The sequence below is a fragment of the Flavobacterium sp. 28YEA47A genome (assembly GCF_041262125.1).
Classification (GTDB): Bacteria; Bacteroidota; Bacteroidia; order Flavobacteriales; family Flavobacteriaceae; genus Flavobacterium.
Map to the genome: position 1 here is coordinate 233,756 of NZ_JBGCCI010000007.1, position 25,543 is coordinate 259,298.

The 25,543-nt window shown below is 36.2% G+C and carries 22 protein-coding genes; 15 read left to right on the forward strand and 7 right to left on the reverse strand.

Annotation, left to right across the window (positions count from 1 at the left end; all coding sequences use genetic code 11):
- The first annotated feature begins 1 nt into the window (after position 1).
- Genes ABH942_RS12065 through ABH942_RS12085 form a run of 5 tightly spaced genes read left to right on the forward strand, consistent with a single transcriptional unit; the run spans position 2 to position 4,781 of the window.
- The gene (locus ABH942_RS12065; protein WP_370032276.1) at positions 2-775 is read left to right on the forward strand and encodes a methyltransferase domain-containing protein; all 774 of its coding nucleotides are present in this window, start codon (positions 2-4) and stop codon (positions 773-775) included.
- Positions 776-834: 59 nt separating this feature from the next.
- Positions 835-1,632: a glycosyltransferase gene (locus ABH942_RS12070; protein WP_370032277.1), complete on the forward strand. Its 798-nt coding sequence runs from the start codon at positions 835-837 to the stop codon at positions 1,630-1,632.
- Positions 1,633-1,635: 3 nt separating this feature from the next.
- Positions 1,636-2,754 carry a glycosyltransferase family 4 protein gene (locus ABH942_RS12075; protein ID WP_370032278.1) on the forward strand — a complete coding sequence of 373 codons (1,119 nt, stop codon included), beginning with the start codon at positions 1,636-1,638 and terminating at the stop codon, positions 2,752-2,754.
- Complete coding sequence (locus tag ABH942_RS12080) at positions 2,751-3,701, forward strand: glycosyltransferase family 2 protein (protein ID WP_370032279.1); 951 nt, start codon at positions 2,751-2,753, stop codon at positions 3,699-3,701. Before ABH942_RS12075 ends, ABH942_RS12080 begins: the two co-directional genes overlap by 4 nt.
- Before the next feature lie 6 nt (positions 3,702-3,707).
- Positions 3,708-4,781 carry a glycosyltransferase family 2 protein gene (locus ABH942_RS12085; protein ID WP_370032281.1) on the forward strand — a complete coding sequence of 358 codons (1,074 nt, stop codon included), beginning with the start codon at positions 3,708-3,710 and terminating at the stop codon, positions 4,779-4,781.
- A gap of 229 nt (positions 4,782-5,010) precedes the next feature.
- Here the strand turns inward: ABH942_RS12085 and ABH942_RS12090 are convergent, their stop codons facing one another.
- The 7 genes from ABH942_RS12090 to ABH942_RS12120 all read right to left on the reverse strand — a co-directional run bounded on the left by ABH942_RS12090 (position 5,011) and on the right by ABH942_RS12120 (position 13,987).
- Complete coding sequence (locus tag ABH942_RS12090; protein ID WP_370032284.1) at positions 5,011-6,075, reverse strand: helix-turn-helix domain-containing protein; 1,065 nt, start codon at positions 6,073-6,075, stop codon at positions 5,011-5,013.
- A 40-nt stretch (positions 6,076-6,115) separates the two neighbouring features.
- Positions 6,116-6,751: a hypothetical protein gene (locus ABH942_RS12095; protein WP_370032286.1), complete on the reverse strand. Its 636-nt coding sequence runs from the start codon at positions 6,749-6,751 to the stop codon at positions 6,116-6,118.
- 333 nt (positions 6,752-7,084) lie between these two features.
- The gene (locus tag ABH942_RS12100) at positions 7,085-9,499 is read right to left on the reverse strand and encodes a TonB-dependent receptor domain-containing protein (RefSeq protein WP_370032288.1); all 2,415 of its coding nucleotides are present in this window, start codon (positions 9,497-9,499) and stop codon (positions 7,085-7,087) included.
- Between the two features lie 76 nt (positions 9,500-9,575).
- On the reverse strand, positions 9,576-11,102 hold the full coding sequence (eptA, locus tag ABH942_RS12105) for a phosphoethanolamine--lipid A transferase EptA (protein ID WP_370032290.1): 1,527 nt from the start codon (positions 11,100-11,102) through the stop codon (positions 9,576-9,578).
- Positions 11,083-11,916, reverse strand: a complete 834-nt coding sequence (locus ABH942_RS12110; RefSeq protein WP_370032292.1) for a phosphatase PAP2 family protein — start codon at positions 11,914-11,916, stop codon at positions 11,083-11,085. Before ABH942_RS12110 ends, eptA begins: the two co-directional genes overlap by 20 nt.
- A gap of 116 nt (positions 11,917-12,032) precedes the next feature.
- Positions 12,033-13,316, reverse strand: coding sequence for a sensor histidine kinase (locus ABH942_RS12115; RefSeq protein ID WP_370032293.1), 1,284 nt, complete (start codon positions 13,314-13,316; stop codon positions 12,033-12,035).
- Complete coding sequence (locus ABH942_RS12120; RefSeq protein ID WP_370032295.1) at positions 13,313-13,987, reverse strand: response regulator transcription factor; 675 nt, start codon at positions 13,985-13,987, stop codon at positions 13,313-13,315. The genes ABH942_RS12115 and ABH942_RS12120 overlap by 4 nt, the downstream gene beginning before the upstream one ends.
- 317 nt (positions 13,988-14,304) lie before the next feature.
- Between ABH942_RS12120 and ABH942_RS12125 the strand changes: the two genes are divergently transcribed.
- From ABH942_RS12125 to ABH942_RS12170, 10 genes are read left to right on the forward strand one after another with little or no spacing between them, the layout of a single operon-like run.
- Entirely contained in the window at positions 14,305-15,126 is an 822-nt protein-coding gene (locus ABH942_RS12125; RefSeq protein ID WP_370032297.1) for a polysaccharide pyruvyl transferase family protein, read from the forward strand.
- A gap of 2 nt (positions 15,127-15,128) precedes the next feature.
- Positions 15,129-16,223 carry a glycosyltransferase family 4 protein gene (locus tag ABH942_RS12130; RefSeq protein WP_370032298.1) on the forward strand — a complete coding sequence of 365 codons (1,095 nt, stop codon included), beginning with the start codon at positions 15,129-15,131 and terminating at the stop codon, positions 16,221-16,223.
- Positions 16,220-16,882: a cytidylyltransferase domain-containing protein gene (locus tag ABH942_RS12135; RefSeq protein ID WP_370032300.1), complete on the forward strand. Its 663-nt coding sequence runs from the start codon at positions 16,220-16,222 to the stop codon at positions 16,880-16,882. Before ABH942_RS12130 ends, ABH942_RS12135 begins: the two co-directional genes overlap by 4 nt.
- A 16-nt stretch (positions 16,883-16,898) precedes the next feature.
- Positions 16,899-17,939, forward strand: a complete 1,041-nt coding sequence (neuB, locus tag ABH942_RS12140) for an N-acetylneuraminate synthase (protein ID WP_370032303.1) — start codon at positions 16,899-16,901, stop codon at positions 17,937-17,939.
- A gap of 3 nt (positions 17,940-17,942) precedes the next feature.
- The gene (gene neuC, locus ABH942_RS12145) at positions 17,943-19,073 is read left to right on the forward strand and encodes a UDP-N-acetylglucosamine 2-epimerase (protein WP_370032305.1); all 1,131 of its coding nucleotides are present in this window, start codon (positions 17,943-17,945) and stop codon (positions 19,071-19,073) included.
- Entirely contained in the window at positions 19,063-20,457 is a 1,395-nt protein-coding gene (locus tag ABH942_RS12150; protein WP_370032307.1) for a UDP-glycosyltransferase, read from the forward strand. Before neuC ends, ABH942_RS12150 begins: the two co-directional genes overlap by 11 nt.
- Positions 20,458-20,460: 3 nt before the next feature.
- Entirely contained in the window at positions 20,461-21,894 is a 1,434-nt protein-coding gene (locus tag ABH942_RS12155; RefSeq protein WP_370032309.1) for an MBOAT family protein, read from the forward strand.
- Positions 21,894-22,766, forward strand: a complete 873-nt coding sequence (locus tag ABH942_RS12160; protein WP_370032310.1) for a hypothetical protein — start codon at positions 21,894-21,896, stop codon at positions 22,764-22,766. Before ABH942_RS12155 ends, ABH942_RS12160 begins: the two co-directional genes overlap by 1 nt.
- On the forward strand, positions 22,766-23,908 hold the full coding sequence (locus ABH942_RS12165) for a glycosyltransferase family 4 protein (protein ID WP_370032312.1): 1,143 nt from the start codon (positions 22,766-22,768) through the stop codon (positions 23,906-23,908). Before ABH942_RS12160 ends, ABH942_RS12165 begins: the two co-directional genes overlap by 1 nt.
- Positions 23,905-25,446, forward strand: coding sequence for a glycosyltransferase family 2 protein (locus ABH942_RS12170; RefSeq protein WP_370032313.1), 1,542 nt, complete (start codon positions 23,905-23,907; stop codon positions 25,444-25,446). The genes ABH942_RS12165 and ABH942_RS12170 overlap by 4 nt, the downstream gene beginning before the upstream one ends.
- Positions 25,447-25,543 lie beyond the last annotated feature (97 nt).

Below are 25,543 nucleotides of genomic sequence, written 5' to 3' on the forward strand. Positions count from 1 at the left end.
GATGAACATTCTCAAAAAAATTAAAAAAAAAATAATAGCTCCCAAGGGCAATTTTTCCTGTTCGGTTTGTGGTAAGGATCATGTCAGAATGAATCCTTTGCCGGAAAAATACTTAAGGACATTTGCCAAAGAAGGATTTATCCATTCCATTTTTTTATTTGAAACCTTAAACCTTTTTGAATATTCCTGTGCCAATTGTGCTGCTTCAGATCGTTCAAGACTGTATGCTTTATACCTGAATAATTTCTTTTCAAAGTCAAAAGATGTAAAAGTTTTAGATATTGCTCCAACAGAACATTTAAAAGACTATCTGAATAGGCAAGTACCGTCGCAGAATTACAGATCGGCAGATTTATTTATGAAAGATGTTGATGACAATGTAGACATTCAAGCCATGGATATTTATCCAGATAATTCGTGGGATTTAATTATATGCTCTCATGTTCTGGAACACGTTCCTGATGATGTCAAAGCGTTAGGCGAAATCTATAGGGTACTAAAAAAAGGAGGAACAGCTATACTGATGGCTCCGATAAACTTAGGACTGGAAAAAAGCTTTGAAGCCGAAAAAGGCAGGCAATATACAATTTCAGAACGCTGGAAATATTTCGGACAAGACGACCACGAACGACTGTATAGCAAAAATGATTTCACCCAAAGGATTAAATCGGTTGGATTCAATCTGGAAGAACTGGATAAAAGTTACTTTGGTGAATCGGTATTTAAAAAATATGGCATCAGCTCAGGAAGCGTACTGTATATAGGGAAAAAATAGGATTTCAGTTTAGATTGCCTAAAAATCACTAGATTTAAAATATGAAAGTTAGCGTTTGCATGATAACATACAATCACGAAAACTATATTCGTGAAGCCATTGAAGGTGTTTTGATGCAAAATATGGACTATGATATGGAGCTGGTAATTTCGAATGATTGCTCTACTGATACTACTGATACGATAATAAAAGAAATCATTCAATCGCATCCCAAAGGTTCACGGATTAAGTATTTTTCTCATAAGCAGAATTTAGGAATGATGCCTAATTTTATATTTGCACTCCAACAATGTGTAGGTGAATATATAGCCCTGTGTGAAGGCGATGATTATTGGACAGACGAAAACAAGCTCCAGCAACAGATTACCTTTTTAGATACTAATAACGATTACGCTGGCTGTTTTCATAATGTTTTGGTCGTGAATGAAATGATTTCTGATTTTAAGCCAAAACCGTGGCGTACATACGAGAAGCGGGATTTTACACAATTGGATACTTTTTCAAAAGTGGCACTTTTCCATACCTGTTCTTTTGTTTTCAGACAACGTTTTTTAGAATTTCCAGTCTGGTTTGAAAAGGTGAAAAGTGGCGATATGGCGTTATTTTCCCTTATCGCTGCCAAAGGAAAGCTGAGGCTTATTGACGGAATAATGGCGGTGTACAGAAAAAATGAAAAAGGTGTTACATCCGGCCAGAAAATTATAGACTATCACAAAAATCGTATCCGATTAATGCGGTTTTTTAAAGGACATTTTGATCTTTATCAGGCCCAATTAGATAGCATTATAGCGTATCATCGCAGCGAAATTATAAAGACATACCAGAAAAAAATACTGAGTATTTTTAAAATAAAATAACCATTGAAAAGTAACAGTTTAAATATTGCCATTGTAGCGCCGTCTCAGAATGCTTATTCTGAAACGTTTATCCAGGCTCATAAAAATGAGCTTAATGGAAACATTAAGTATTATTATGGCTCGGTTTCCAATGTCAAATTAGAAGGCGAGGGTGAGTTGTTAAGCGGTACAAAAAAGCTGCTCGGCAAAGCAATGGATGTTGTTTCTTCTAAAAAACTGCATTCGCAAAAAAAGGCTTTGCTCGATTCGTGGAAGAAAAATAAGATTGACGTATTGTTTTTTGAATACGGAACAACGGCGGCACAATTTATTGATGTCATAAAAGAATCCGGATTGCCCTTGATAATCCATTTTCATGGTTATGATGCTTCTGCTCACGCCACTATAAAAGAATTTGAAAAACAATATGCAGCCATGTTCAACTATGCAACCTATGTAATAGTGGTGTCTGAAGTGATGCATAAAAAACTTTTAGAACTAGGCTGTCCTAAAGAAAAAATTGTAAAAAACATATACGGCCCAAACGAAATATTCTTTGATTTGGAGCCTGTTTTCTCAAAACCGCAATTCTTGTCTATTGGCAGATTTACCGGAAAAAAGGCACCTTATTATACTTTGCTTGCCTTTACCGAAACGCTGAAAGAATTTCCTGAAGCGACATTGGTATTATGCGGAGATGGTAATCTATTAGAAACCTGTGAAAACATCTCCCGTTATTGTCAAATAGAAAAGTCCGTAAAGTTTACAGGAGCAGTAACTCCGGAAGAGGTTAAAAATTATCTGAAAGAATCTCTGGCTTTTGTGCAGCATTCCATTACGGCCAAAAATGGCGATATGGAGGGAACTCCGCTGGCTGTTTTAGAATCAAGCGCAGCCGGTTTACCGGTTATTGCATCAAGACATGCCGGAATTCCCGAAGTCATTATTGATGGCGAAACAGGACTTCTGTTTGACGAACATGATGTCAAAATGATGGCAGAACATATGAAATCGGTTTTGAAAGATAAGCAGCTTGCAAAAGAATTAGGAGCAAAAGGCCGTTTGAACATACGCGCTAATTTTTCAATGAAAAGACATATTGATGTCCTTAACGATTTGATTTTAAAAGTATCTAATTCGTGAAGCCGCAAGTCTCTATCCTAATTCCGCTTTATAATAGGGAACATCTGATTATAGAAACCCTAGAAAGTATCAGGTCGCAAAGCTTTTTAAATTGGGAATGCATTTTGGTTGACGACCATTCAACCGACAATTCTGTTGAAGTTGTGTCAGCATTTATCAGTCAGGATTCAAGATTTAAACTCTACAAAAGACCTGCTGAAAGACTAAAAGGAGCCAATGCCTGTCGCAATTATGGATTTGAAATGTCACAAGGCGAATTTATAAACTGGTTTGACAGTGACGATATCATGGATCCCGAATTTATCAGCAAAAAAGTTGCTATTCTAAGCAATAATAGCAAACCCGATGGCGTCATTTCTAAAACAATGATGTTTGAAAATAACATAGAAAATATCACGGGACGCGAAAACAGAACATTTCTGACCGAAAATACACTCAAAGATTTTTTAAAACTGAAGATTTCCTGGTATTTGCCGGATATTATGTGGAATAGTGCCTTTTTAAAAGAAAAGCAGCTTTTTGATGAAGAACTTCTTGCCGGGCAGGACAGTGATTTTTATGCGCGAATGCTTATCGAACAACCCAACCTTGAAGTTGTAAACGAGTATCTGACCTATTATAGGAAACATCCGCAGAATATTACATCACATATCGACAACAGGAAAAATACAAGACTAAAAATCTCACATTTGCATAGCGTTATCCGACTGATAGCATTATTGGAGAAAAAAGACAGGCTTTCTAACGACCTGAAATTGCATTTTTTCAAGGCAATGATGAAGTATTTGCCATTTGTAATTTCAAGCAAACAAGATCTAAAAGCCTTATTCACGCTGCTTAGGAAACTATCTTTTTTTAATTTGGAAATTTTTATTCGTTGGATTAAAGTATTTTTAGCTTACTTTTCGCTGAAAATTATCGGAAAAGGCGAGAAGCTTTTAAAATAGCAAACAATGATAACCATACTCTATCCGTATCGAAACCGTGAAATAAAGCGCATACAGCGTTCTATGGATTCGTTGGCGCAACAAAAAGTACAAAACTTTAAAGTCGTGTTTGTAGATTATGGTTCTGAAGATGCCATTGCTGCAGAAGCAAAAGCTCTGGTCGGGAAATATGATTTTACGTCCTATACTTACCTGTATTCAAAAAACCAACCCTGGAATAAATGCAAAGCCTTAAACTATGCCATAAAAAAGCTAGACGATGGTTATTGTTTTGTTGCTGATGTTGATATGATTTTCCATCCTGAGTTTACCTCAGTATTAGAACAATGTTCAAACCCAGATACGGTCACTTATTTTCAGGTAGGATTTCTTTCAGAAAATGATACTAAGAAAGACGGGTCTTTTGAATCCTATCCGATTAATTTTAAAACCAATGAAGAAGCCACTGGAATGACGTTGTTTCCGGTTTCGTATCTGAAAAAGATAAATGGATTTGACGAGTTCTTTCATTTTTGGGGAGCCGAAGACACAGACGTTCATAATCGCATGAAAAATGCGGGATGCAAAGTGAACTATTACGATGAAAAACTGTTGATGCTGCATCAATGGCATCCAAATTACCGCCAACGGGAAACCAAAACACTGAATAAAGAATTACAAATGTCTGGTATTGTAGAAATCAATCACCAGCACTTGCTGCACAACCAAAAATCAGGTATTACACAAGTTAATGAAAAAGGTTGGGGACATATAATGGACAAAACAGAATGGGAAGAATTACAAGATTTTCCCGCCACACTATTGTCTAATGAAAAAAAGCTAATCAATTATTTTTTATACCAACAGCTACCTAATTCTAAAGATCAGATTCTGGCTGTAGAAATAAAAGAAAACCCTATCCAAAAGGAATTAAAATACCTGCTTAAGAAAAAATTAGGCAAAAAAGTTCCGCAATTTTACAGCCTGAAAAAAATCAATGATAAAATCCTGCGACACATTGTTTCATTTTATCATACAAAACCCTATAGCTATCAGGTTAGCGAAGATTTAAAAAGTATTATTTTTAAAATAAAACTATAATGTATTATTTTAGGGTCAACTCTTTTATTACAGATTGGTTGAAATTTTTCTTAGAAAACACCTAATACTTTTGTTAACAATCTTTATTCGCTTTAGATTGTTTTTGTGTCCAATAAGCAAATTATTTTAGATAAAAAGAAAGAATATATTATTTTAATTAGATATATGTTTTATTAAAAAAAGAAGGCAATTTGCCTTCTTTTTTTAATACATTTTAGTCTATAAATGATTAATTTCTAAAAACTTTTAACATAACCATTTTGTCAAAATAAAAAATATCATCCAGAATATCTTTTGGAAGATTCATGGAGTTTATGAAATCGTCTTCATTATATGACAAATCATTTTTAAATAGAAAATATCCATTCTTGAAGCATTGAGGCTTGTCAATAAATACTTCTACAGGTTCTTTCTTATTGAAGCCGTTTCTACTCATTTCAATCATGAAATATTTGTATTTATCTTCAGTTATGCAATTAAGATTTTTTGCTTTTATGATTATTGATCCCATAGATGTCAACCAATAACTTTTTAACCTACCAATATCTCCAAGAGTAATACCTCTTAAAGAGTTTTTAATTTCATTAGCGGGCATTAAAAATTCACTTGCAAAGGAATTAGCTTCCTTTTCCTTAATTTTCTCATCTCTAAATTCTGAAACTGGAAAATTACTCTCATTATGAAGAAGAATATGGCCTAGTTCATGTGCAATAGTGAACCTCTTTCTGTCATTAGAAAAACTTTTATTAATTACTATAACTGCATAGCCCTGCTCAGTAAAAAAAGATATGCCATCAAACTTATCATAAGCATCCATTTCATAAATAATAATGCCACTATTTTCAAGAATTGAACAAATATTCTTAACGGGTTCATCTTTTTGTAGCTTTAATATTTTCCTATTATAGTTAGCCACATATTCTGGGGAATAACCATCTTCGACATTAAGAGGAACTAGCTTGAATTCTGGCCAATTTAATGATTGTGCCATTTCGTCAATTATATAACCTAAGATTTTACATTTATTTTCAAATTTTAGAATATCAGATTTTGTAATATTTGCTTTCTTGCGATAATTACCATTTTCAATAGAAGTATTGATTTTTCTATCAAAGAACTCAACTGGAAAGTTGAGGAATTCAATAATCTTACTCTGAATTTCTTCCGACAAAACGCTCAATCCTTTTTCAAATTTAGAAAGATTTGATTGAGACAGACCTTTAATTGAACTCGATAAGTCAGTCTGACTATATCCTCGAATTTCTCTTGCAAAAGTTAATTGTCTATGATTCATTTTTTTATTTATTAATTAGAATTACCCAAGGGAAGGGTTATTAATTTGCTTTTTTTATATTATTTTCTCTAATAGTTGGAGAAACTCCAACTGGTGCATCATTCACTTTAGTTATACTTAATCCTGAATCCATGTCATCAAGACCTATTGAAAATACAATATTACCCTCGTCAACATAAATTAATTGAGGATTAACATATTCCCCATACCTGTTCTTTTTGTAACCAAAATATAATATTGGTTCATCATTATAGTCGCTACTCGCAAACAAATCTAAAACTTGATTTTGATTGAGTATTGATTGAACATTAATAGTTTTAATATTCATAGGCATACCTTTATTATTAAATTTCTTAAATAAAATAAGATACCCATTACTTCTCAAAATAAGTCTTTTGTATTTTCCATAAAATGCTTTGTTTCCAAAGTTTTCTTTTAGATACTCAGCAAAAAAACTTTGCATAATTGAAGCCTCGAGTGCTCTCGACCTAAATTCAATTTTAAAGCTTAACATTTGTTGTTGTGTACTATATAATGCTGATTTATAAGTTTTAAACAATAATATTATCTCTTTCTCCAACTCCATTTTTGAAGTTTCATAATTAGCAAGTGTTCTTTTTCCTTGCATTCTTCGCGAAGAATTATTATCTTCGCAGTCTAATTTCATTAATTCCATACTGATTTAAATATTTAATTCCCTTGGATAACCCCAAATCTCTGTTGGCGCAGAGATTTTTTGTTTATACAAAGGTACGAAAAAAAATCGACATTATATAATTTTTTATAAAAATTGTATATAAATAAATTAAAAAATTGTATTTTTTTATCTCAACTAATCAGAGAATGATTGTTTTGTCGAGAAGTTTACTTAAATAATTGCTTAAGTTTCCATATTTCGGAAACATGACAATTTTTAAATAATTCAAGAAAATTAATTAATCTTCCTGCAGTTTTTTATGAACAGAGTTAGAGTTATGGAGTTTGGAATAGGAATTACTAAAGAATGTTTTTAAAACTTATAACTATACCCTAATCGAATAACCTGCGTTTCGTAATAATCATTGGCGGTATAACCAAACCCGGCTCCGTCTATTTTTCTTTTAATAACCATAGTGTTCAACAAATCGGTCGCATTCAGGAAAATTTCTCCTTTGCCTTTCTGAACGGATTTTTTCAATCCGGCGTCTATTGAAAATCGGGATAGGATTTTTCCTTGTGGTATAATATCAGGTGCTAAATAAACGGCTGTCATTTGCGCATCCCAACCTTTGGCAAATCGGAATGTATTGTTCAGTTTCAAATTACCTGAAATTGCAGTTTGTTTCTCAGCCGAAAAAGTATTAGGTCGAGGATACAGATTCTGTACCGTAAAGGCATCTATCTGGTTTCTGTAAATATTTCCGTTAACATTAAACGAATACACATCAGAAACTTTTTGATTTAAGATGGCTTCAATGCCGGTATTGTAGCTTCTGCCTGCATTTTGAAATATAGCATAGATTAGCGTATTTCCCGGAACAATGCTTGATATTCTTGTAATGGTTCCGTTTGCAAAACGATGGTACAATGCTGAATAGAAATAACCGTTGCTCCAACTGTTTTTATAGCCAAGTTCTACTGAATTGGTATATTGCGGGCGTAAGGCAGGATTCCCAACCTTGATAATCTCAGCATCATCATATTTTGGAAAAATACGGATGTCTACTTCATTCGGCCTGTCTACTCTACGATTATAGAAAACAGAAAGTTTGTTGTTGTCATTGAGTTTATAGGCCAATCTCATATTTGGAAACGGTTGCGTATAATTGTAGCCGTCACTTTTGTATGTACTATGATCCGGATTGACATCATATTTGATCCTCACATATTCCATACGCAGACCCAATTCAGCTTCCCATTTTTCATTTTCAAAAACATAATTCCCATACACAGCCGGTATTAGTTCCTTATAATTTGCCCAACCTCCGGCATCCATATCCAACACAGAATTAACTCCGGGTTTGAACTGCATATTAGTTGGAATGCTTCTGTTACGAAGTTTGACACCGGTCTCAATGCGTCCATATTTCAAAGGTTTGATATAATCTATATTGAAGTCATATACCTGTTCGTCAGATAATAATTTAAATGCATCTGTTCCTGTAGATGTCGGCAGATAATTGTCATAAAAATATTGCTCGTCTTCTCTGTGAAAGGTATAATTAAAACCAACATTCAATAAATGGCCTGCTTCCTTAAATTTGTGTTGGTACGCTGCTGTAGCCATTGCGGTGGTTTTCAATTCATCTTCCAAAAACTGCCAAAGACGCAAACGTTGTGACATATTTCCGTTGAAAAACGGCTGATCGCCACGATCAATGATTTTTTCGTTGCCGTACATTCCGGAAACAGTCAGGGTATTCTGCCCATCAATTGCCCAATCTATTCCTGCTTTTGTAGTAAAAAAGTTGGTGTCCCTGTTTCGTTTTAGCTGTGAATTGATAACAGTTCCATCGTCATAAGTTCGTGTTACAAACTCATTCTTGTTTAGTGTTTCGGTATAAAGATTGTCTGCCTGTATAAAGATGTTTATGTTTTCCTTTCTGTAATTAAGCGATAAGGAAGGATTGGCTTTTGGCGTAAAAACATATTGCGGCCTGATAGTCGGCAGATTTTCTTTTCGAACCCAAAGCGAACCCGTACCGGATGTGAAACCTACTTTACCATTAAAACCTTCCTGTTTGTTCTTTTTCATGACAATATTGATAATACCTGCATTACCGTTTGCGTCATACTTAGATGATGGATTGTTGACAATCTCTATTTTATCAATGGCAGAAGAAGGAATGTTGTCAAGTCCGGTTTGGCTGCCAAAACCGGTCAGCGCAGTCTGTTTGCCGTCAATCAGAACAGTAACCTTGTCATTTCCTCGTAACTGGACTTTACCGTCCTGTACGGTAACGCCAGGCAAATTCTGCATACTCTGTAAAACAGAACCACCGCTCTGGCTGATATTATCGGCAACGGAGTAGGTTTTTTTATCCAGTTTATTGCTTATGTCACTTCTTTCTCCAGTAATAACTACACTTTCCAAAGTCATTGCTATTTCATCCAACTCTATGGCGGGAATATCTAAAAAAGCAGAAAGGCTGCCAACGAATAAGGGCTGTTCTTTGTTCTCAAATCCAATAAATGAAATTTCGAGGTGATAGTTTCCAGGCTTAATATTGGCAATAGAAAATCTTCCTTCGTCATTGGTTACCGTACCAGCTACAAATGCATTGTCTTTTTCGCTTTTTACTACAACATTTGCATAAGCGATAGCCGATTTATCAGCTTTGTTTTTTATAATACCCGAAATGGTAACAGATGTTGTTTGTGCAAACGAAACAACACCCAACAATAAGAAGATAAAACTGATTGAAATTTTTTTATTAAAACGCATAACCTGAAATTTTTCATTTACAGGTACAAAATTTCAAACTGATTTAGAATAAATTTAGAATACTTAAATAGTTTAACTATTTAAAAATGTTCAGTTCCTCATTATAAACAGGACTCTCTATACCCAAAAAGTTCAGAACGCTATGGAACACATGGTTTTGTGATAGTGTTTTGTTAGGTTTGAGCTGCTTTGAGCCGTCAGACACCCATACGATGAAAGGAATCTCATATTGTTCTTTAGGAGCAATACCTTTAGGTAACCCGTGCATATATAAGTTCTTTTCTCCCAAAGATTCTCCATGGTCAGAAACAAAGAGCATTGTGCTCTGGTAATCCTTTAGCTCTTTCAGATCCTCAATTACGCTATGCAGAATATAGTCCGTATAAACGATAGTATTGTCATAAGCATTAATTAATTCCTGTTGGGAACAATTTCCTAATTCAACGCTATTGCATACGGGTTTAAAAGTCTCAAATCGAGGTGGATATTTTTTGCTGTAAGTAGGGCCGTGACTTGTACTGGTATGCAGTACTACCAGTATTTTGTCTTTTTTGCTGGCTTCTATCTGGTCTTTCAGTCCGGAGAGAAGAATCTCGTCATAGCCGCATCCTTCGCCCTGGCAATCCGCCTTCAGGTCATCTCTTTTCTGGTAATTTTTTATATGCACCGGAGGTTCTCCCCAGTTGGAAGTTCTCCAAATAACTTCCACATTGTTTCTGTATAAGTAATTAGGTAGAATTTCATATAAATCGCCGGTATCAGCATGTTCGAGTATGCATTTTACGCCTGCGGTAGTATAAGTAGCACAGGAAGAAGCATCAAAATGGAAGACGTTTGGCGTTTTAGAAAGTAACGGATTCGTATCTCTTCCGTAGCCATACAAAGAAAAGTTCTGACTTCTTGCAGATTCTCCTATAACAAGAACTACGACTGATTTTCGATTGTCTTTTATGGTAGCATCCGGCAATAGGATTTCTTTTCTGTTTTTTTGGTACTGATGAATATAGAACAGCGACGTGTTTACAGAATAAGACCAAGGCATTGCAAGTCCGCCTAATCGTTTCGAATTCTTGTCAATCCACAACCAGTTACTGGCGTTGGCAAATGCCATGGCTACAATAAACAGCAGGGCAAGCGAGGAAGTAATCAAAAATTTCTTTGGCGGTACACTTATTATCTTTGTCCTAATGATATAAATGCTTGGGAGAATACCAAACAGGATTACGTATAGTACTAGTTTAAAAGAAAAAAAGCTGCTGGATTCTTCATAATTGGTGTTGAACACATTGCCAATCATACTTTCGTCTATTATCACACTGTAAGTATTGACAAAATAGACTGCAATTGAATTAATGATAAAAAATAAAACCAATAAAAATTTACCGACTCTACGCAAGAGATAGAGTATAAGATAAAAGGCAAACGCATTGGCAACAACCATTAGAATTACCAGACTTATAATCAGTATGATTCCGTTAACTGTTTTATAGTCAACGTTGTTGAAGACATAGGCAAAGAACGGAAAATGAAAGAACAGGAAATTTAGTAAACTCACCAACAAGGCGAAATGGGCTATCTTCAGGTCACTTTTTATTTTTAACATAGACAGTAATAATTTTATACAATGTGACGGCTAAACTAACAAAAGCAAGATAAAATATCGTCAAATTTTCATTAATTATTCTGCATACGAGCGAAATACTGCAAGCAAGGAACAGCAACATAAAGATAGGGCAGTACTTTTTATTGCCTATCCAGGCCCAGATTTTATATTTTCGGCTTATAAAAATACCAGCAAGACCAAACATGAATCCCAGAATACAGCCTATAATAACATCAAGCGGATAATGTGCTCCAACGCCCACTCTCGAAAAAGCAAATAGTAATCCCGTAATGATTATCGCGAAACACCATAAAATTTTATTTATTAATTTTTTAGGCATAAAAGCAAATAGCAGGACGGTAAATATAGTAAAGATTGTTATCGAATGCCCGGAAGGAAGACTGTTACATCCGGATAGTCTTTTCCCCACAATGATAAAGCTCTCGTTGTCAAACGCCACAGGAGGTCTTGGGATAGCGAATATTTTTTTCAGGAAACCACAAAACACGAGAGAAACCAACGAACCTGACAGCAGAGCTTCCCAGACTTTTGGAGCATAAACTATGAAAATACTCAAAAACGACAAAAAGACCAGTGCATCTCCTAATTGGGTAAGGTTATATTGTAGGTTTGGATATTGCCCAAGATGGTGGTTGATAAAAAAGAAACTGTTCTTTTGGAACTGTATGTAGCCTTCAACGCATAAGGAATTCTGACTATACAGAAGCAAGGCAATTGCAGCTAATAGGAACAGTGGCAATAAAAATAGAGTTGCCTTAAGTCTTGAAAAATTATTGATAACATTAATGTCCATGAAAGTTACGCGTTAAAAAGCGAGTAAAGAACATTACCAATTTAGAAGAAATTTAGAATTTTTATACAGATACGATATTTTTATAAGAAATAACTAAAGATATTTCGAACAGCCATCTAAAATAGTATTTTAAAAATATGTTCGCCATTTTTAAAACTATAGGTTGTCTGCCAGCCGTGAAACTTGCATATTTCCTGAACGATAGACAAGCCCAATCCGCTACCGTTAGTATCGGAAGCGATTCTTGAAAATCTTTTGTACATTAAATCGCAATTGAGTACCTGTTCTCCTGAATTTCGAATTTCAAAACCTGATTTTGACAATCCGATTTTTATTGTACCTCCATGTATAGTATAACGAATCGCATTAATGATAAGATTGTTGATTAAGACTTCGGATAATGCGCTATTGCCTTTTACTTCAATGTCCGGCTGGATATCAGAACTGACAGCTAGGTTTTTCTCTTTAAAATGTTCTAGCAGGCCTTCCATGCTTTGAGCTATCAAAGTATCGAAATGGATAAGCTCTGAACTATCAAACTGGCTGTTTTCGATTTTGGCTAACAATAGCAGATTTTTATTTGTACGCGAACTCCTTAACAGTGCTTTGTTCATTTCTTCCGCAATGTGGTACTGTTTTTCGGTCAGATCGTCACTTTGCAGCAAAATATCCACCTTATTTTTTAGGACTGCCAACGGTGTCTGTAATTCATGGGAAGCATTCTCCGTAAATTCCTTTTGATTTCTATATGTGGCAATACTATGTTGGAGTAATTTATCAAGAGTTGCATTCAATTCAGCGAATTCAATGGTATCGGTTTCCTGAAAGTCTATCGGCTTCTGGCTGTTTAATTGGAACGACTTTAATTTCTGTAAAGTATCCTGAAATGGCTGCCATATTTTTTTCGAAAGCCTTCTGTTTAAAACCCAAAATCCAATAACTAAAACAAGAAAGAACAATATTGTGGCAAGAGCAATATAAGCAACGGTTTCTTCTGTTTCTTCAACGTTGGTTTCGACAACCAATGCATAGTTCTGGTTGTTGATTTGAATATTGGTTTTTAAACCGCGAAAACGATCTACGACTTCTTTTTTAGAATATACATTTAGCCGCCTGATAGTGTATAGGCTATCTTTCGATAAAGTTTGTCCAACATACTCTATTCTGCTAACCGGCTGTATCTCATTCCAGAATTTAATATTTTCAGCTAATTTTTCGTTACTGATATTTTGTTCATTAAATTCATTCTCTATTCTTTGGGCAATAAGATGATTGTTTTCGTCTAATTCTTTCAGCCAAATCCAGTCCACCAAAAGAAAATAAGACGGAATGCTCAATGTAAATATGATAGATGCAAAGATGGTAAGCTGTCTGAGTGATTTTTGTAATAAATTTTTCATCCTTCCCATTTATAGCCTGTACCGTAAACAGTTTTTATATATTGTTCACAGCCGGCATCATATAGTTTTTTTTTCAGGTTCTTAACGTGGGCATATACAAAATCGTGATTGTCAAGCATATCAGCGAAATCCCCTGAAAGATGCTCTGCCAAAATACTTTTGGAAAGCACACGATTTTTGTTTCCAATAAAGTAAATAAGTAAGTCAAATTCTTTTTTTGTAAGCGCAATAGGCTCACAGTTTACAGAAACGGTTTTTGCTAAAAGGTCGATTTCCAGTTCGTCCTGCTTTATAATATTGGAATTATTAAATTGCCTCCTACGCATAAGAGAATAAATACGGGCTGTAAGCTCAGATAAGTGAAAAGGTTTCGTAAGGTAATCATCGGCTCCAATCTGCAATCCTTTTATCTTATCGTCTAAAGAGTTTTTGGCTGAAATAATAATAACACCGTCCTGCTTGTTCTCTTTTTTTAATTCTTCTAAAATTTTCAACCCATTGCCATCTGGTAATGTGATATCCAATAAAATACAGTCATAATTGAACATCTCTGTTTTGTTCATTGCTTCTGTAAAGGTAGGAGCAACTTCACATAGATAGTTTTCTTCAGAAAGATATTCTACAATGCTGTTTGCAAGCTCATTTTCGTCTTCTATTATCAGAATTTTCATTTTTTCGGTGCTTTCATTCTACAAATCTAAAAATACAATTTTGAAGAAATTTAGAATACCTGCAAGTTTACCTTTGTGTTCTCTTGCAATTATCCCTGATTTCGATTTGACATTATCAAATGTAAAAAAATATAGGGAGCCAAACCGCAATTACTTTTCGCAAATCAGATAAAATTTTCTACTTTCGCTTTGAACTAATGGGAACAGATTGAAAATATAGTGCAGCAGGCACCGTTGTATATAGTTCCTGTCTTCTCTGTAAATTTGTATTCAAAATACACTTTTCCTAAAAACTTTTAAAACAACTTAACCGGTTTATGTCCCAAAACGGAAATATCAGACTTTTTTGGTGGAGCGAAATTCAGCTTGCTGGTAAGAAAAAGGAAAACTATGGCGATTTAGTAGGCCATTATCTTGTGGAAAAGATTTCCGGAAAGAAAGCAATTTGGACACATCCTAAAAAACGTTCTTTTTTGGATAGTTTTAAAACTGTGTATTTCACAGCGGGAAGTATTCTGACACAAGTGAGTGGAAAATGTGTGGTTTGGGGAAGCGGTATCATTTCAAAAGAATATAAAATAAAAAAAGCCGTATTTTTAGCTGTTCGTGGGCCACAAACACGAAAGCATCTCATAGCACAGGGATATGATGTTCCTGAAATTTATGGAGATCCGGCACTTTTAATGCCAAGATTTTATAATCCGGAAAGAGAAATACGATATGATTTAGGAATAATTCCTCATTATGCCGATTACCAAATCGTTACTGAACTATATAAAGGCCATAAAAATGTTCTGATTATCGACCTGATGACCAATGATATTGAAAGCGTGACCGACCAGATTTTGCAATGCAGGAAAATAGTTTCTTCATCTCTGCACGGAGTCATAATCGCACATGCTTATCAGATCCCGGCTGTTTGGATAAAGTTTTCAGAAAATGTTTTTGGCGATGGAATCAAATACCAGGATTATTTTGAATCAGTAGGTCTTGAAAACTATACGCCACAATTCCAGACACAAGCCCTGGATAATAGTCAAATCGAATTACTTTTTAGCCAAGCAAATTCACTTCCGAAAGCCGCAAAAATAGAAGAATTGCAGAATAACCTAATGGACGTATGTCCTTTTAAAAAATAAATATGGCTAAAGTAATTTTGATATCGCAACTCCCGCTACCATATCCAAAAATAGGAAGCTGGACTACTTTATATCAGAATTACCTGAATAGCAACCATGCGATTGATTATATCATTTGCGAACAACCTGATGCATCATTTCAAAATGTGGAATACAGCATTGTAAGCCAAACGCTTACACTCAAGCTCAAGAAAAAATACCAAAAGAATAATTACATCGGTTATATCGAAGCCCTTGAAAAGATATTGGCATCAGGAGAAAAGTATATCATCCAGATTGTCGATAATTTCGGAATCATCAAGCCATTACAGGAATTTTTAGAATCCAAAGGGAAAAGAAACCAATGTTATATTCAATTTTTCTATCATGGTTTTGCTCCTTTTTATGGCAATTTCGAAAGCAGAGGTTTTTATGAATTTATAGACGAGATGGTACTCTTGACCTATGACAGCTATAAAGCCCATAAAGAGTACTACACCATACTACCTTGCCGTTTTTCTGTATTGCATAACGGAATCGATAACAGCAAATTTTATAAAGTCGATGCGTCACAAAAACAAAAGTTACACGAAAAACTAGGACTGACATCAAAGACTGTTTTTATCTGGTGTTCGCAAGACCGACCTAAAAAAGGATTGGATCTGATTTTGGACGTATGGAATCGTATTTATGAAAAACATACAGACTGCACGCTTTTGGTAATAGGTGCTAAACGCGATAAAGCTATTGAAGGAGTTTCTTTTTTAGGAAGAATCCCGAATGAAGAACTACCGCAATATTACCAGGCTTCTGATGTTTATCTTTTTCCAACCTTATGGCATGAAGGCTTCGGACTAAGTCTGATCGAAGCACTCCATTGTGGTTGTTACTGTATTGCCTCTGCTTTGGGCGGTGTGCCTGAAGTTTTGCAGCATGGTGATTTAGGAAGACTGGTTGAAAATCCGCATTTTATTACAGAATGGATGGATGCGGTAGAAGAATTTTTGTCGGGAAGTCGAAACTATCCTTCACTTCCGGAAGCATTGTATTCAAGAACAGCATGGAATAAAGGCATGGATGAGAGAATTGCAGAAGCTAAAAAAAGTTTGGAACGATGAAAACGATAGCCATAATTCCAGCCAGAGGCGGATCAAAAAGATTGCCGGGAAAGAACTTGATGTTGCTTGGCGGACTTTCATTAATAGCACACAGTATTTTATATGCAAAAGCAAATTCAAATGTTATTGATGCTGTTTTTGTAAGCACAGATGATTCAGAAATCAAAAAAATAGCTTTGGAATATGGTGCTGAGGTAATTGAAAGACCAGCGCATTTGGCGGGCGACCACGAACCTACGGTAACAGCCTTGAAGCACGTTCTGCAATCTTTGGAAACAAAACCTGAAACAGTAATTTTGTTACAGCCTACGAATCCATTACGCCCTGAAAAATTACTACAGCAAGCTTTTGAACTATATGAAAAGGAGAACTGCGAAAGTCTTTTTACGGTAACACGCAGCCATCATAAATTAGGAAAAATAGAGAACAATAGATTTGTGCCGTTTAATTATAAACCGGGACAACGAAGCCAGGATTTAGAACCTTTGTATTTTGAAAATGGGCTGTTGTATATCTGCAAATCTGATTTGATTTTAGAAGAAACAATTATCAGCGAAAATGCCTATCCGTTATTGGTAGAACATGCCTTTGTCGAGGTTGACATCGATACGGCTGAAGATTTTGATTACGCCGAATACCTATACCAAAAAAATAAATAAAACAGAATACTATATAATGAAGCCCTACATAGAAATCGCAGGAAGAAAAATAGGAATGGACTATCCGCCATTGATCATTGCAGAAATAGGCATCAATCACGAAGGTTCGCTTGCTGTTGCCAAAGAAATGGTTGATGCAGCGCATAGGACAGGAGCCGAAGTCGTAAAACACCAGACCCATATTGTTGAGGACGAAATGAGCGGTGCGGCAAAAAAGGTAGTTCCGGGAAACGCAACGGTTTCTATTTACGAAATCATGGAGCGCTGTGCACTAAATGAAAACGAAGAACTCGAATTAAAAGAATATGTAGAGAGCAAAGGCATGATTTTTATCTCAACGCCTTTTTCTCGTGCAGCAGCAGAACGTTTAAAGAAATTTGATATTCCTGCCTATAAGATAGGTTCAGGAGAATGTAACAATTATCCATTATTGGAACATATTGCCGGTTTTGGAAAGCCGGTCATATTGAGTACCGGAATGAATACGATTGAAAGCGTCAGGAAAGCAGTTGCTATTTTTGACAAACATAATATTCCCGTAGCACTTTTGCATACGACTAATCTATATCCAACACCAATACATCTGGTGCGTTTTGGTGCGATGACGGAGTTGCATGAGGCTTTCCCGGATAAGGTTTTCGGACTGAGCGATCATACGCTTAATAATAACGCTTGTTTGGGTGCTGTGGCTTTGGGCGCTTCTATTTTAGAACGACATTTTACAGATCACATGAATCGTACAGGACCGGATATTGTTTGCAGTATGGATGAAACAGCCTGCAAAGAATTGATTACAGGCAGTCATGAAATCTGGCAAATGCGAGGTGGAAGTAAAGAACCGGCAAAAGAAGAACAAGTCACGATTGATTTTGCTTTTGCGACAGTCTGTTCTATCAAACCAATTGCAGAAGGAGAAATTTTTACCAAAGAAAATATCTGGGTAAAACGTCCGGGAACCGGAAAAATTCTTGCAGAACACTTTAATGATATTTTGGGTAAAAAGGCAACAAGAGCCATTGGGAATGATGAACAGCTAGTTTGGAATGATATTCAGTAGGCCGTGAAAAAAATACTTTTTCTTACAGGAACCCGGGCAGATTTCGGGAAGATAAAATCGTTAATCCAGATATTGGAAAAAGACCAGGAATTTGTGCCCTATATTGCCGTTACAGGAATGCATCTGCAACAGGAATATGGCTATACGCTTATTGAAATTGAGCGCTGTGGTTTTAAAAATATCCATACGTTTTCGAACCATACAGACGAAACAACAATGGACTTGACGCTGGCTAAAACAATTGAAGGTTTGTCTGCTTATGTCAAAGAATGCCAACCAGACCTGATTATCGTTCATGGTGATAGAGTAGAGACATTGGCCGGAGCTATTGTAGGTTCGCTTAATAATATTCTGGTAGCACATATTGAAGGCGGAGAGATTTCAGGAACTGTTGATGAATTGATTCGCCATAGTGTGAGCAAACTCTGTCACATTCATTTTGTGTCTAACGAACAGGCCGCCAAAAGACTGATTCAGATGGGAGAGTTGTCTTCTTCGATCTTTACTATTGGTTCTCCTGATGTAGATATTATGTTTTCTGAAAATCTTCCTGATCTGGAAACCGCAAAAAAATATTACGATATTAAATTTGATGATTTTGCTATTGCCATGTTCCATCCCGTAACAACGGAAGCAAAATACATGATGGAATATGCTGCTAATTTTACGCAAGCCTTGCTCAATGACAACCATAATTACGTGGTTATTTATCCAAATAATGATTTGGGAAGCAAAGCAATATTAGATTCGTACCAACAATTAAAAGACAATCCGAGGTTCAGGATATTCCCTTCTCTTCGTTTTGAATATTTCCTGACCTTGTTGAAAAATGCCCAATTCATAATTGGTAACAGCAGTGCAGGAATCCGGGAAGCTCCATATTACGGCATTCCAATTATCAATATTGGAACACGTCAGCAAAATAGAGCCGTACATTCGGAAATCATCAATGTAGATTATAGCGTTGAAGCTATAAGTAATGCGCTTACAATAATCGAGAGCCATACGGTCAATCCGGAAAAAGAAGATTTTGGCGCCGGAAACAGTGCCGAATTATTCCTCAATTCATTAAAAAATCAAGATATTTGGCAACTGAATCATCAGAAGCAATTTAGGGATATTGATGCACCATAAAAAAATATTTATACTACTGCCAGACGGCATAGGCCTGCGCAATTTTGCGTATTCTCATTTCCATGAATTGGGGCAAAAGGAAGGATTTGAACCGATTTTCTGGAACAATACGCCTTTTGATTTAAAAGCATCCGGTTATGAAGAAGTAAAAATTAGCAGGGCAAAAACGCATCCGCTGACTGATATCTATAAAAATGCCAGAAAGCATATTGAACTGAACCTAAACATACAAAAGAGCGGTGATGCGGTTTATGACGCCTACCGCTTTCCTTTTTCGTATAAAACACTGAAAGGTTCGCTAAAGAGCATGGCTACCCGCGGAATTATTGCGACCAGTTCATCAAAAAAAGGATTGGAAACAGTTCGAAAAAAAATACAACAACTAGAACGCAAGACAAGTTTTTACCAAGAATCTTTAGCCACATTACAAAAAGAAAAACCGGCCATGGTTTTTTGCACCAACCAACGTCCGGTACTGGCTATTGCGCCACTTCTGGCAGCACGCGATTTAGGAATCCCGACAGCTTCTTTTATTTTTTCATGGGACAATCTCCCAAAAGCAACTATGGTCGTTGAAACCGACTACTATTTTGTTTGGAGCGACCACATGAAAAAGGAACTGCTTTATTATTATGACTATATACGTCCGGAACAGGTTTTTGTAACGGGCACACCACAATTTGAATCCCATGCCAACAAAGCGACTATTCAGACAAGACAGGCTTTTTTTGAAACAAATGGCTTGGATAGTACAAAAAAATACATCTGTTATTCAGGAGACGACATTACAACTTCACCTGATGACCAACAATATCTCGCAGATACGGCAAAAGCAGTCCATGCGTTAAATGCCAAAGGACATAATTTAGGAATCTTGTTCCGTCGTTGTCCTGTCGACTTCTCTTCACGTTATGATACGGTATTGGAATCCAATAAAGATTTGATTGTCAATCTGCCGCCATTATGGAAAAAGATTGGAGAAGGCTGGAATACTATCCTGCCTACCCGTGAAGATGTGATCTTGCAACAGAATACGATTTTCCATACAGAAATGGTGGTCAATCTGGGTTCGTCTATGGTTTTTGATTATGTATGCTATGATAAGCCTTGCTGTTTTGTCAACTATGATACAGATCGTACAGCAGGAAGCAACTCATCAGTCAAAAAGATTTATAATTATGTTCATTTTCGTTCCATGCCGTCTAAAAATGCTGTCATCTGGCTAAATTCTCCTGAGGAAATAGCAGACTGCATTGAAGCAGGGTTGCAACATCCAGAATCGAATGTAGCTGCGGCAAAAGAATGGTTTCAAGTTATCAACGAACAGCCCATTGAGAATGCTTCTGCACGGATTTGGGAAGCCATACGCAACATAATCCGCTAGAATATGTTCTTTAACTCCCTGTCGTTTGCGGTTTTTCTTCCTGTTGTTTTTTGTCTTTATTGGTTTGTGTTCAAGACATCCAAGAAAGCACAAAATGCATTGCTGATTATAGCAAGCTACTATTTTTATTCGTGTTGGGACTGGAGGTTTTTGTTTCTGTTGGTTTTCTCAACTGGGCTGGATTATTTTACAGCATTAAAAATTGAAAACAGCCAATCGAAAGCGAGTAGAAAGACATGGTTTTGGATTAGCGTAGGTGTAAATCTTGGATTTCTTGGCGTATTCAAATACTATGATTTTTTTGCAGTTTCCTTTTCCAAACTGTTAGAAGGATTTGGTTTGCAGGCCAATCCGCTATTGTTGAATTTGGTACTGCCGGTAGGAATTTCATTTTATACCTTCCACGGACTTTCTTATATCATCGATATTTACAAAGAACGCATCCGTGCCGAACGGAATTTCATAGATTATGCGCTTTTTGTGAGCTATTTTCCACTATTGGTAGCCGGACCAATAGAAAGAGCGACACATCTTTTGCCACAGGTAAAAGTCAAGCGAAATTTTGACTATCAGCAAGCAAAGGAAGGTTTGCATCAGATTTTATGGGGATTGGTTAAAAAAATAGTAATTGCGGACAGTTGCGCCCAATATGCCAACGCTATTTTTGATAATTACGAAAACATGAACAGCCTGTCGCTTATGCTGGGAGCGGTTTATTTTGCTTTCCAGATTTATGGAGACTTTTCAGGTTATTCAGATATTGCCCTTGGAACCTCTAAATTGTTTGGGATCAACTTGCTCAAAAATTTTGACTATCCCTATTTCTCCCGGGATATTGCAGAATTCTGGCGGCGTTGGCATATTTCGCTTTCGTCCTGGTTCCGGGATTATCTTTATATTCCGCTTGGAGGCAGTAAAGGCGGAACGTGGATGAAAATCAGGAATACATTTATTATTTTTTTGGTAAGTGGCTTTTGGCATGGCGCCAACTGGACTTATCTGGTTTGGGGATTCTTAAATGCATTATATTTTTTGCCATTGCTTTTGAGCCAGAAAAACAGGATACATACCGGAAATATCGAAAATGTAAATGCAGTTCAGGCACTCAAACTGATTCCTCAAATAGGACTGACGTTTCTATTGACGTGTTTTGCCTGGATATTTTTTAGGGCACCAACAATTACCGATGCATTTGGTTATATACAGAGAATGTTTACTGATTTGAAATTCAAAAGCCAGTATTTTAGCATTGAACGTTATAATTATGAACTTCTATTCATGATTGTAGTGTTTGTTGGTTTTGAATGGTTCAATCGCTATAAAGTTGAACCCGTTTCAGGGCGATTCAGCTATCTGAAAATTGCTTTAGCCATTGCTGTTCTACTGTTGTTTGGAGTGTATAGCGAGTACAAAAGTTTTATTTATTTCCAGTTCTGATGAAAAGATTCCTGCTTTATCTGCTTAAGGTTTTTATCGGTTTTATAGCCGTACTATACCTGTTGGATTATGCTTTCACGGCTGGTTATGTAAGCAGTAAACCCAGAAACAAGATAGCATTGGCTTATGCAGGCAAACCTGAAAATTATGATGTGATTTTCTTAGGTTCATCAAGAGCCAACAATCATTTTGTCCCGCAGTTGTTTATTGATAAAGGCTATTCGGCTTATAATTTTGGAATGAGTGGCTCCCGATTGGAAGAAAGTGCTTTGCTTTTAGAACTGCTGTTGGCAAAAGGAACAAAAATTAAAAGTCTTGTCGTTGAGGTAGACTTAAACATCAATTCCAATGGATTTTCGGAAGGTACCCGAGCTTATTTTTATCCCTATTTAAAAAAATCGGATCAGATTAACGATTATTATAAAAACATAAAAGGTTTTGACCAACTGTACTATCTGCCGTTTTACCGATATCTGAAATATGATGCGAAAATAGGAGCCAGAGAATTATTTTTTACAGTAGCGCAAAGACCGTCGAAATCCTTACAGCGTCATGGATTTTATCCATTAAAAGGAAAAGGAAAAAACATGAAGTATGACCTTTCTAAATACAGTCCGAAACGAAATACGGCTTATGAAAAGATTAAAGCAATCTGCAAGGCGAATGGAATACGCCTGATTGCCGTAACAACACCCATGTGCGAGAACGTAAAAAATGCAGCATATTTTGAAGATGTTGTCAAATTATATCCAGAAGTTCATAATTTTGAAACTGTAGTAACCCAAGATGATTATTTTTCTTCCTGCGGACATATGAACGAAAAAGGAGCTACTATCTTTACACAGTTTCTTTTTGATAAATTTTTTCAATAATGCATATTGCTTTTCTAACACCAGAATATCCTCATGAAAAGGTACGACATGCTGCCGGAATCGGAACCAGCATCAAGAACCTTGTTCTGGCTTTACATAAGGAAGGAATCAAGGTTTCGGTTTTTGTGTATTCTCAAAAAACGGATGAAATTCTGGAAGAAAACGGCATAAAGATTCATCTGATACAACATAAAAAATATAAGACTTTTGGTTGGTATTTTTACCGGAAACACCTTCAGAACTATCTTAATCGGTACATTTCACAAGATGGGATTGATTTGGTAGAAGCTCCGGATTGGACAGGAATTACTGCCTTTATGAATCTGAATGCGCCTTTGGTTATCCGTTTTCATGGCAGCGATGCTTATTTCTGCCATTTGGAAAACCGAAAGCAGAAACGTAAGAACTTTTGGTTTGAAAAGCTCGGATTGGCAAAGGCAAAGGCCTATATCGCACCGACACAATTTGCTGGTGATTTGACAAAAGAAATTTTTAAAATCAAGAACAAACCAATTCAGACACTGCATTATGGAATCCTGCTTTCTGATTTTTCAAATGAAACTCCACAGGATTTTGAACCCGGACTGATTTTATATATCGGGACTATTATCAGAAAAAAAGGCGTGTTGGAACTGCCTGCTATTTTGGAAAAAGCCGTTGCAAAAAATCCTGAAATCAGATTATTACTAATCGGTTCTGATTCTTATGATTTGCTGACGCAATCGCCTTCAACCTGGCAGTTGTTGCATTCCATGTTAGACGAATCATTGAAAGATAAGGTCAGCTATCTGGGAAGAGTGCCTTATAGTGAGATTCGGGAACATATCAAAAAGGCCAATGTATGTGTATTTCCAACCTTTGCCGAAACTCTTGGCATGGTAACAATTGAGTGTATGGCGATGCAAAAGGCTGTTGTGAACAGCAATATTGGTTGGGCAAAAGAATTAATCATTGATGGAGAAAGCGGCTTTTTAGTATATCCAAAAGATCATAGTTTGTATGCTGAAAAAATAAACGAACTCATTACCGACAAAAATCAGGTATTGCAGTTGGGTAAAAATGCAAGGACACGTGTTGAGAATATTTTTGATATACGTAAAACAGTCCTGCAAAATATAGAATTTTACAAGCAGCAGTTATGATTATCCTCTACCATCAAAATAATACGGTGACACAGGTCTGGAACGATTCTTTAGGAGAAGATGTTCCGGTGCGTTTGGCTTCGATTGCAGATACTCTGTTTCAAGCAGCCCATGCGTTTCCTGAATCACTGCTATTTTGGTGTCATGAATCCCAAAGAAATCATTTCAATAAGGAAAGCATTTCAGAGATTTTCCATCATAAAAAAATAATGGCTTTTTATAATCCGGCTGAAGAGAATTATTTTCCGGACAGTATCGGATATGTGGATGAAAGCCTGTTTGCCAATCCTAACAAGAATACCAAATACGCGACTTGGTTTGCCAGTGCTGCCATAGGCGGAATATCATGCGAGGTATTGTTGCGCTTAGAAAAGGAAATCGTACGCGATACGGATTTCGATTATTTCCTGCATTCTTTAGCAAAGCTGTGGATGCCACATGGACTTTTATGTTACTCCGAACCTCGATTGCTTTTGCATTCTGATACGAACTATAAAACTCCAAAAGCGAGTACAAAAACTGTTTTTAGGTTTGTACGCCAGCATTACAAGTTTCGATGGGTATTCCTTTTATTGCTTAATTGTATTCTGCATCAAAAACAGTGGGCTTTATTGGCTTTTTTTCAAAGCTTATTTTATAGTAGAAGAAAAACAGATGGTAAGGCGTTGGATACTCTTATTGTTCAATCTTCCAGACAAATTATAAATAAAGCAACGGCTGATGTTGTTATCCCGACTATCGGCAGGGAACAATATCTATATACGTTTCTATCCGATTTGGCTGCTCAGACACAGTTGCCCCGAAAAGTTATTATTGTAGAGCAGAACCCTACCGAGGGAAGCCAAAGCCATTTGGATTTTCTGAAAAATACTTCCTGGCCATTTGCTATTTCGCATACATTCACGCATCAGGCAGGAGCCTGCAATGCTAGAAATATTGCCTTGTTTCAAATAGAAAGCGAATGGGTTTTTTTTGCAGATGATGACATCCGTGTCGGAGAAGATTTCCTGGAAACTGCTTTTAGTCAGATTGCTAAATACGGAAATGAAGTGAATACGTTAAGCTGCCTGCAAATCAACGAAAAGACCGTATTCGATGCTGTTTTTCAATGGAAAACATTTGGATCAGGTTGTAGTATTGTAAAAGCAGACGCTTTAAAAGGACTTCAATTTGACCTGCGTTTTGAGTTTGGTTTTGGAGAAGATGCCGATTTTGGAATGCAACTTCGCAATAGAGGATATGATGTGCTTTATCTTCCATTTCCTCAAATACTACACTTAAAAGCTCCAATAGGCGGTTTTAGATCGAAACCTGAGTTGGCCTGGAAAGACGAAAAAATACAGCCAAAACCATCACCTACAGTAATGTTATATAGACTACTACATGAATCCAAAACGCAACTGGAAGGTTATAAAACGGTTTCTTTTTTTAAGTTTTATAAGCACCAATCCATCCGGAATCCGTTTCGTTATTATAAAAACTTCAAGGCAAAGTGGGCGATCAGCCTTTTATGGGCTAATAAAATTAAAAACAGCTAAGCTGCATAGCACTGGATTTTTTCAACTACCTATCTGATTTATTCTGACAATCGGCTCTTTAATATATCTCTAAAAGATAAAAAGAGATGATTTAGAG

Coding starts and splice junctions, on each gene's coding strand:
- ABH942_RS12135 (WP_370032300.1), top strand. CDS start 16,220: ATGAAAACGATAGCCATAATTCCAGCCAGAGGCGGATCAAAAAGATTG.
- neuB (WP_370032303.1), top strand. CDS start 16,899: ATGAAGCCCTACATAGAAATCGCAGGAAGAAAAATAGGAATGGACTAT.
- ABH942_RS12125 (WP_370032297.1), top strand. CDS start 14,305: ATGTCCCAAAACGGAAATATCAGACTTTTTTGGTGGAGCGAAATTCAG.
- ABH942_RS12085 (WP_370032281.1), top strand. CDS start 3,708: ATGATAACCATACTCTATCCGTATCGAAACCGTGAAATAAAGCGCATA.
- ABH942_RS12170 (WP_370032313.1), top strand. CDS start 23,905: ATGATTATCCTCTACCATCAAAATAATACGGTGACACAGGTCTGGAAC.
- ABH942_RS12120 (WP_370032295.1), bottom strand. CDS start 13,987: ATGAAAATTCTGATAATAGAAGACGAAAATGAGCTTGCAAACAGCATT.
- ABH942_RS12165 (WP_370032312.1), top strand. CDS start 22,766: ATGCATATTGCTTTTCTAACACCAGAATATCCTCATGAAAAGGTACGA.
- ABH942_RS12160 (WP_370032310.1), top strand. CDS start 21,894: ATGAAAAGATTCCTGCTTTATCTGCTTAAGGTTTTTATCGGTTTTATA.
- ABH942_RS12130 (WP_370032298.1), top strand. CDS start 15,129: ATGGCTAAAGTAATTTTGATATCGCAACTCCCGCTACCATATCCAAAA.
- ABH942_RS12115 (WP_370032293.1), bottom strand. CDS start 13,316: ATGAAAAATTTATTACAAAAATCACTCAGACAGCTTACCATCTTTGCA.
- ABH942_RS12065 (WP_370032276.1), top strand. CDS start 2: ATGAACATTCTCAAAAAAATTAAAAAAAAAATAATAGCTCCCAAGGGC.
- ABH942_RS12150 (WP_370032307.1), top strand. CDS start 19,063: ATGCACCATAAAAAAATATTTATACTACTGCCAGACGGCATAGGCCTG.
- eptA (WP_370032290.1), bottom strand. CDS start 11,102: ATGTTAAAAATAAAAAGTGACCTGAAGATAGCCCATTTCGCCTTGTTG.
- ABH942_RS12110 (WP_370032292.1), bottom strand. CDS start 11,916: ATGGACATTAATGTTATCAATAATTTTTCAAGACTTAAGGCAACTCTA.
- ABH942_RS12070 (WP_370032277.1), top strand. CDS start 835: ATGATAACATACAATCACGAAAACTATATTCGTGAAGCCATTGAAGGT.
- ABH942_RS12155 (WP_370032309.1), top strand. CDS start 20,461: ATGTTCTTTAACTCCCTGTCGTTTGCGGTTTTTCTTCCTGTTGTTTTT.
- ABH942_RS12090 (WP_370032284.1), bottom strand. CDS start 6,075: ATGAATCATAGACAATTAACTTTTGCAAGAGAAATTCGAGGATATAGT.
- ABH942_RS12095 (WP_370032286.1), bottom strand. CDS start 6,751: ATGGAATTAATGAAATTAGACTGCGAAGATAATAATTCTTCGCGAAGA.
- ABH942_RS12100 (WP_370032288.1), bottom strand. CDS start 9,499: ATGCGTTTTAATAAAAAAATTTCAATCAGTTTTATCTTCTTATTGTTG.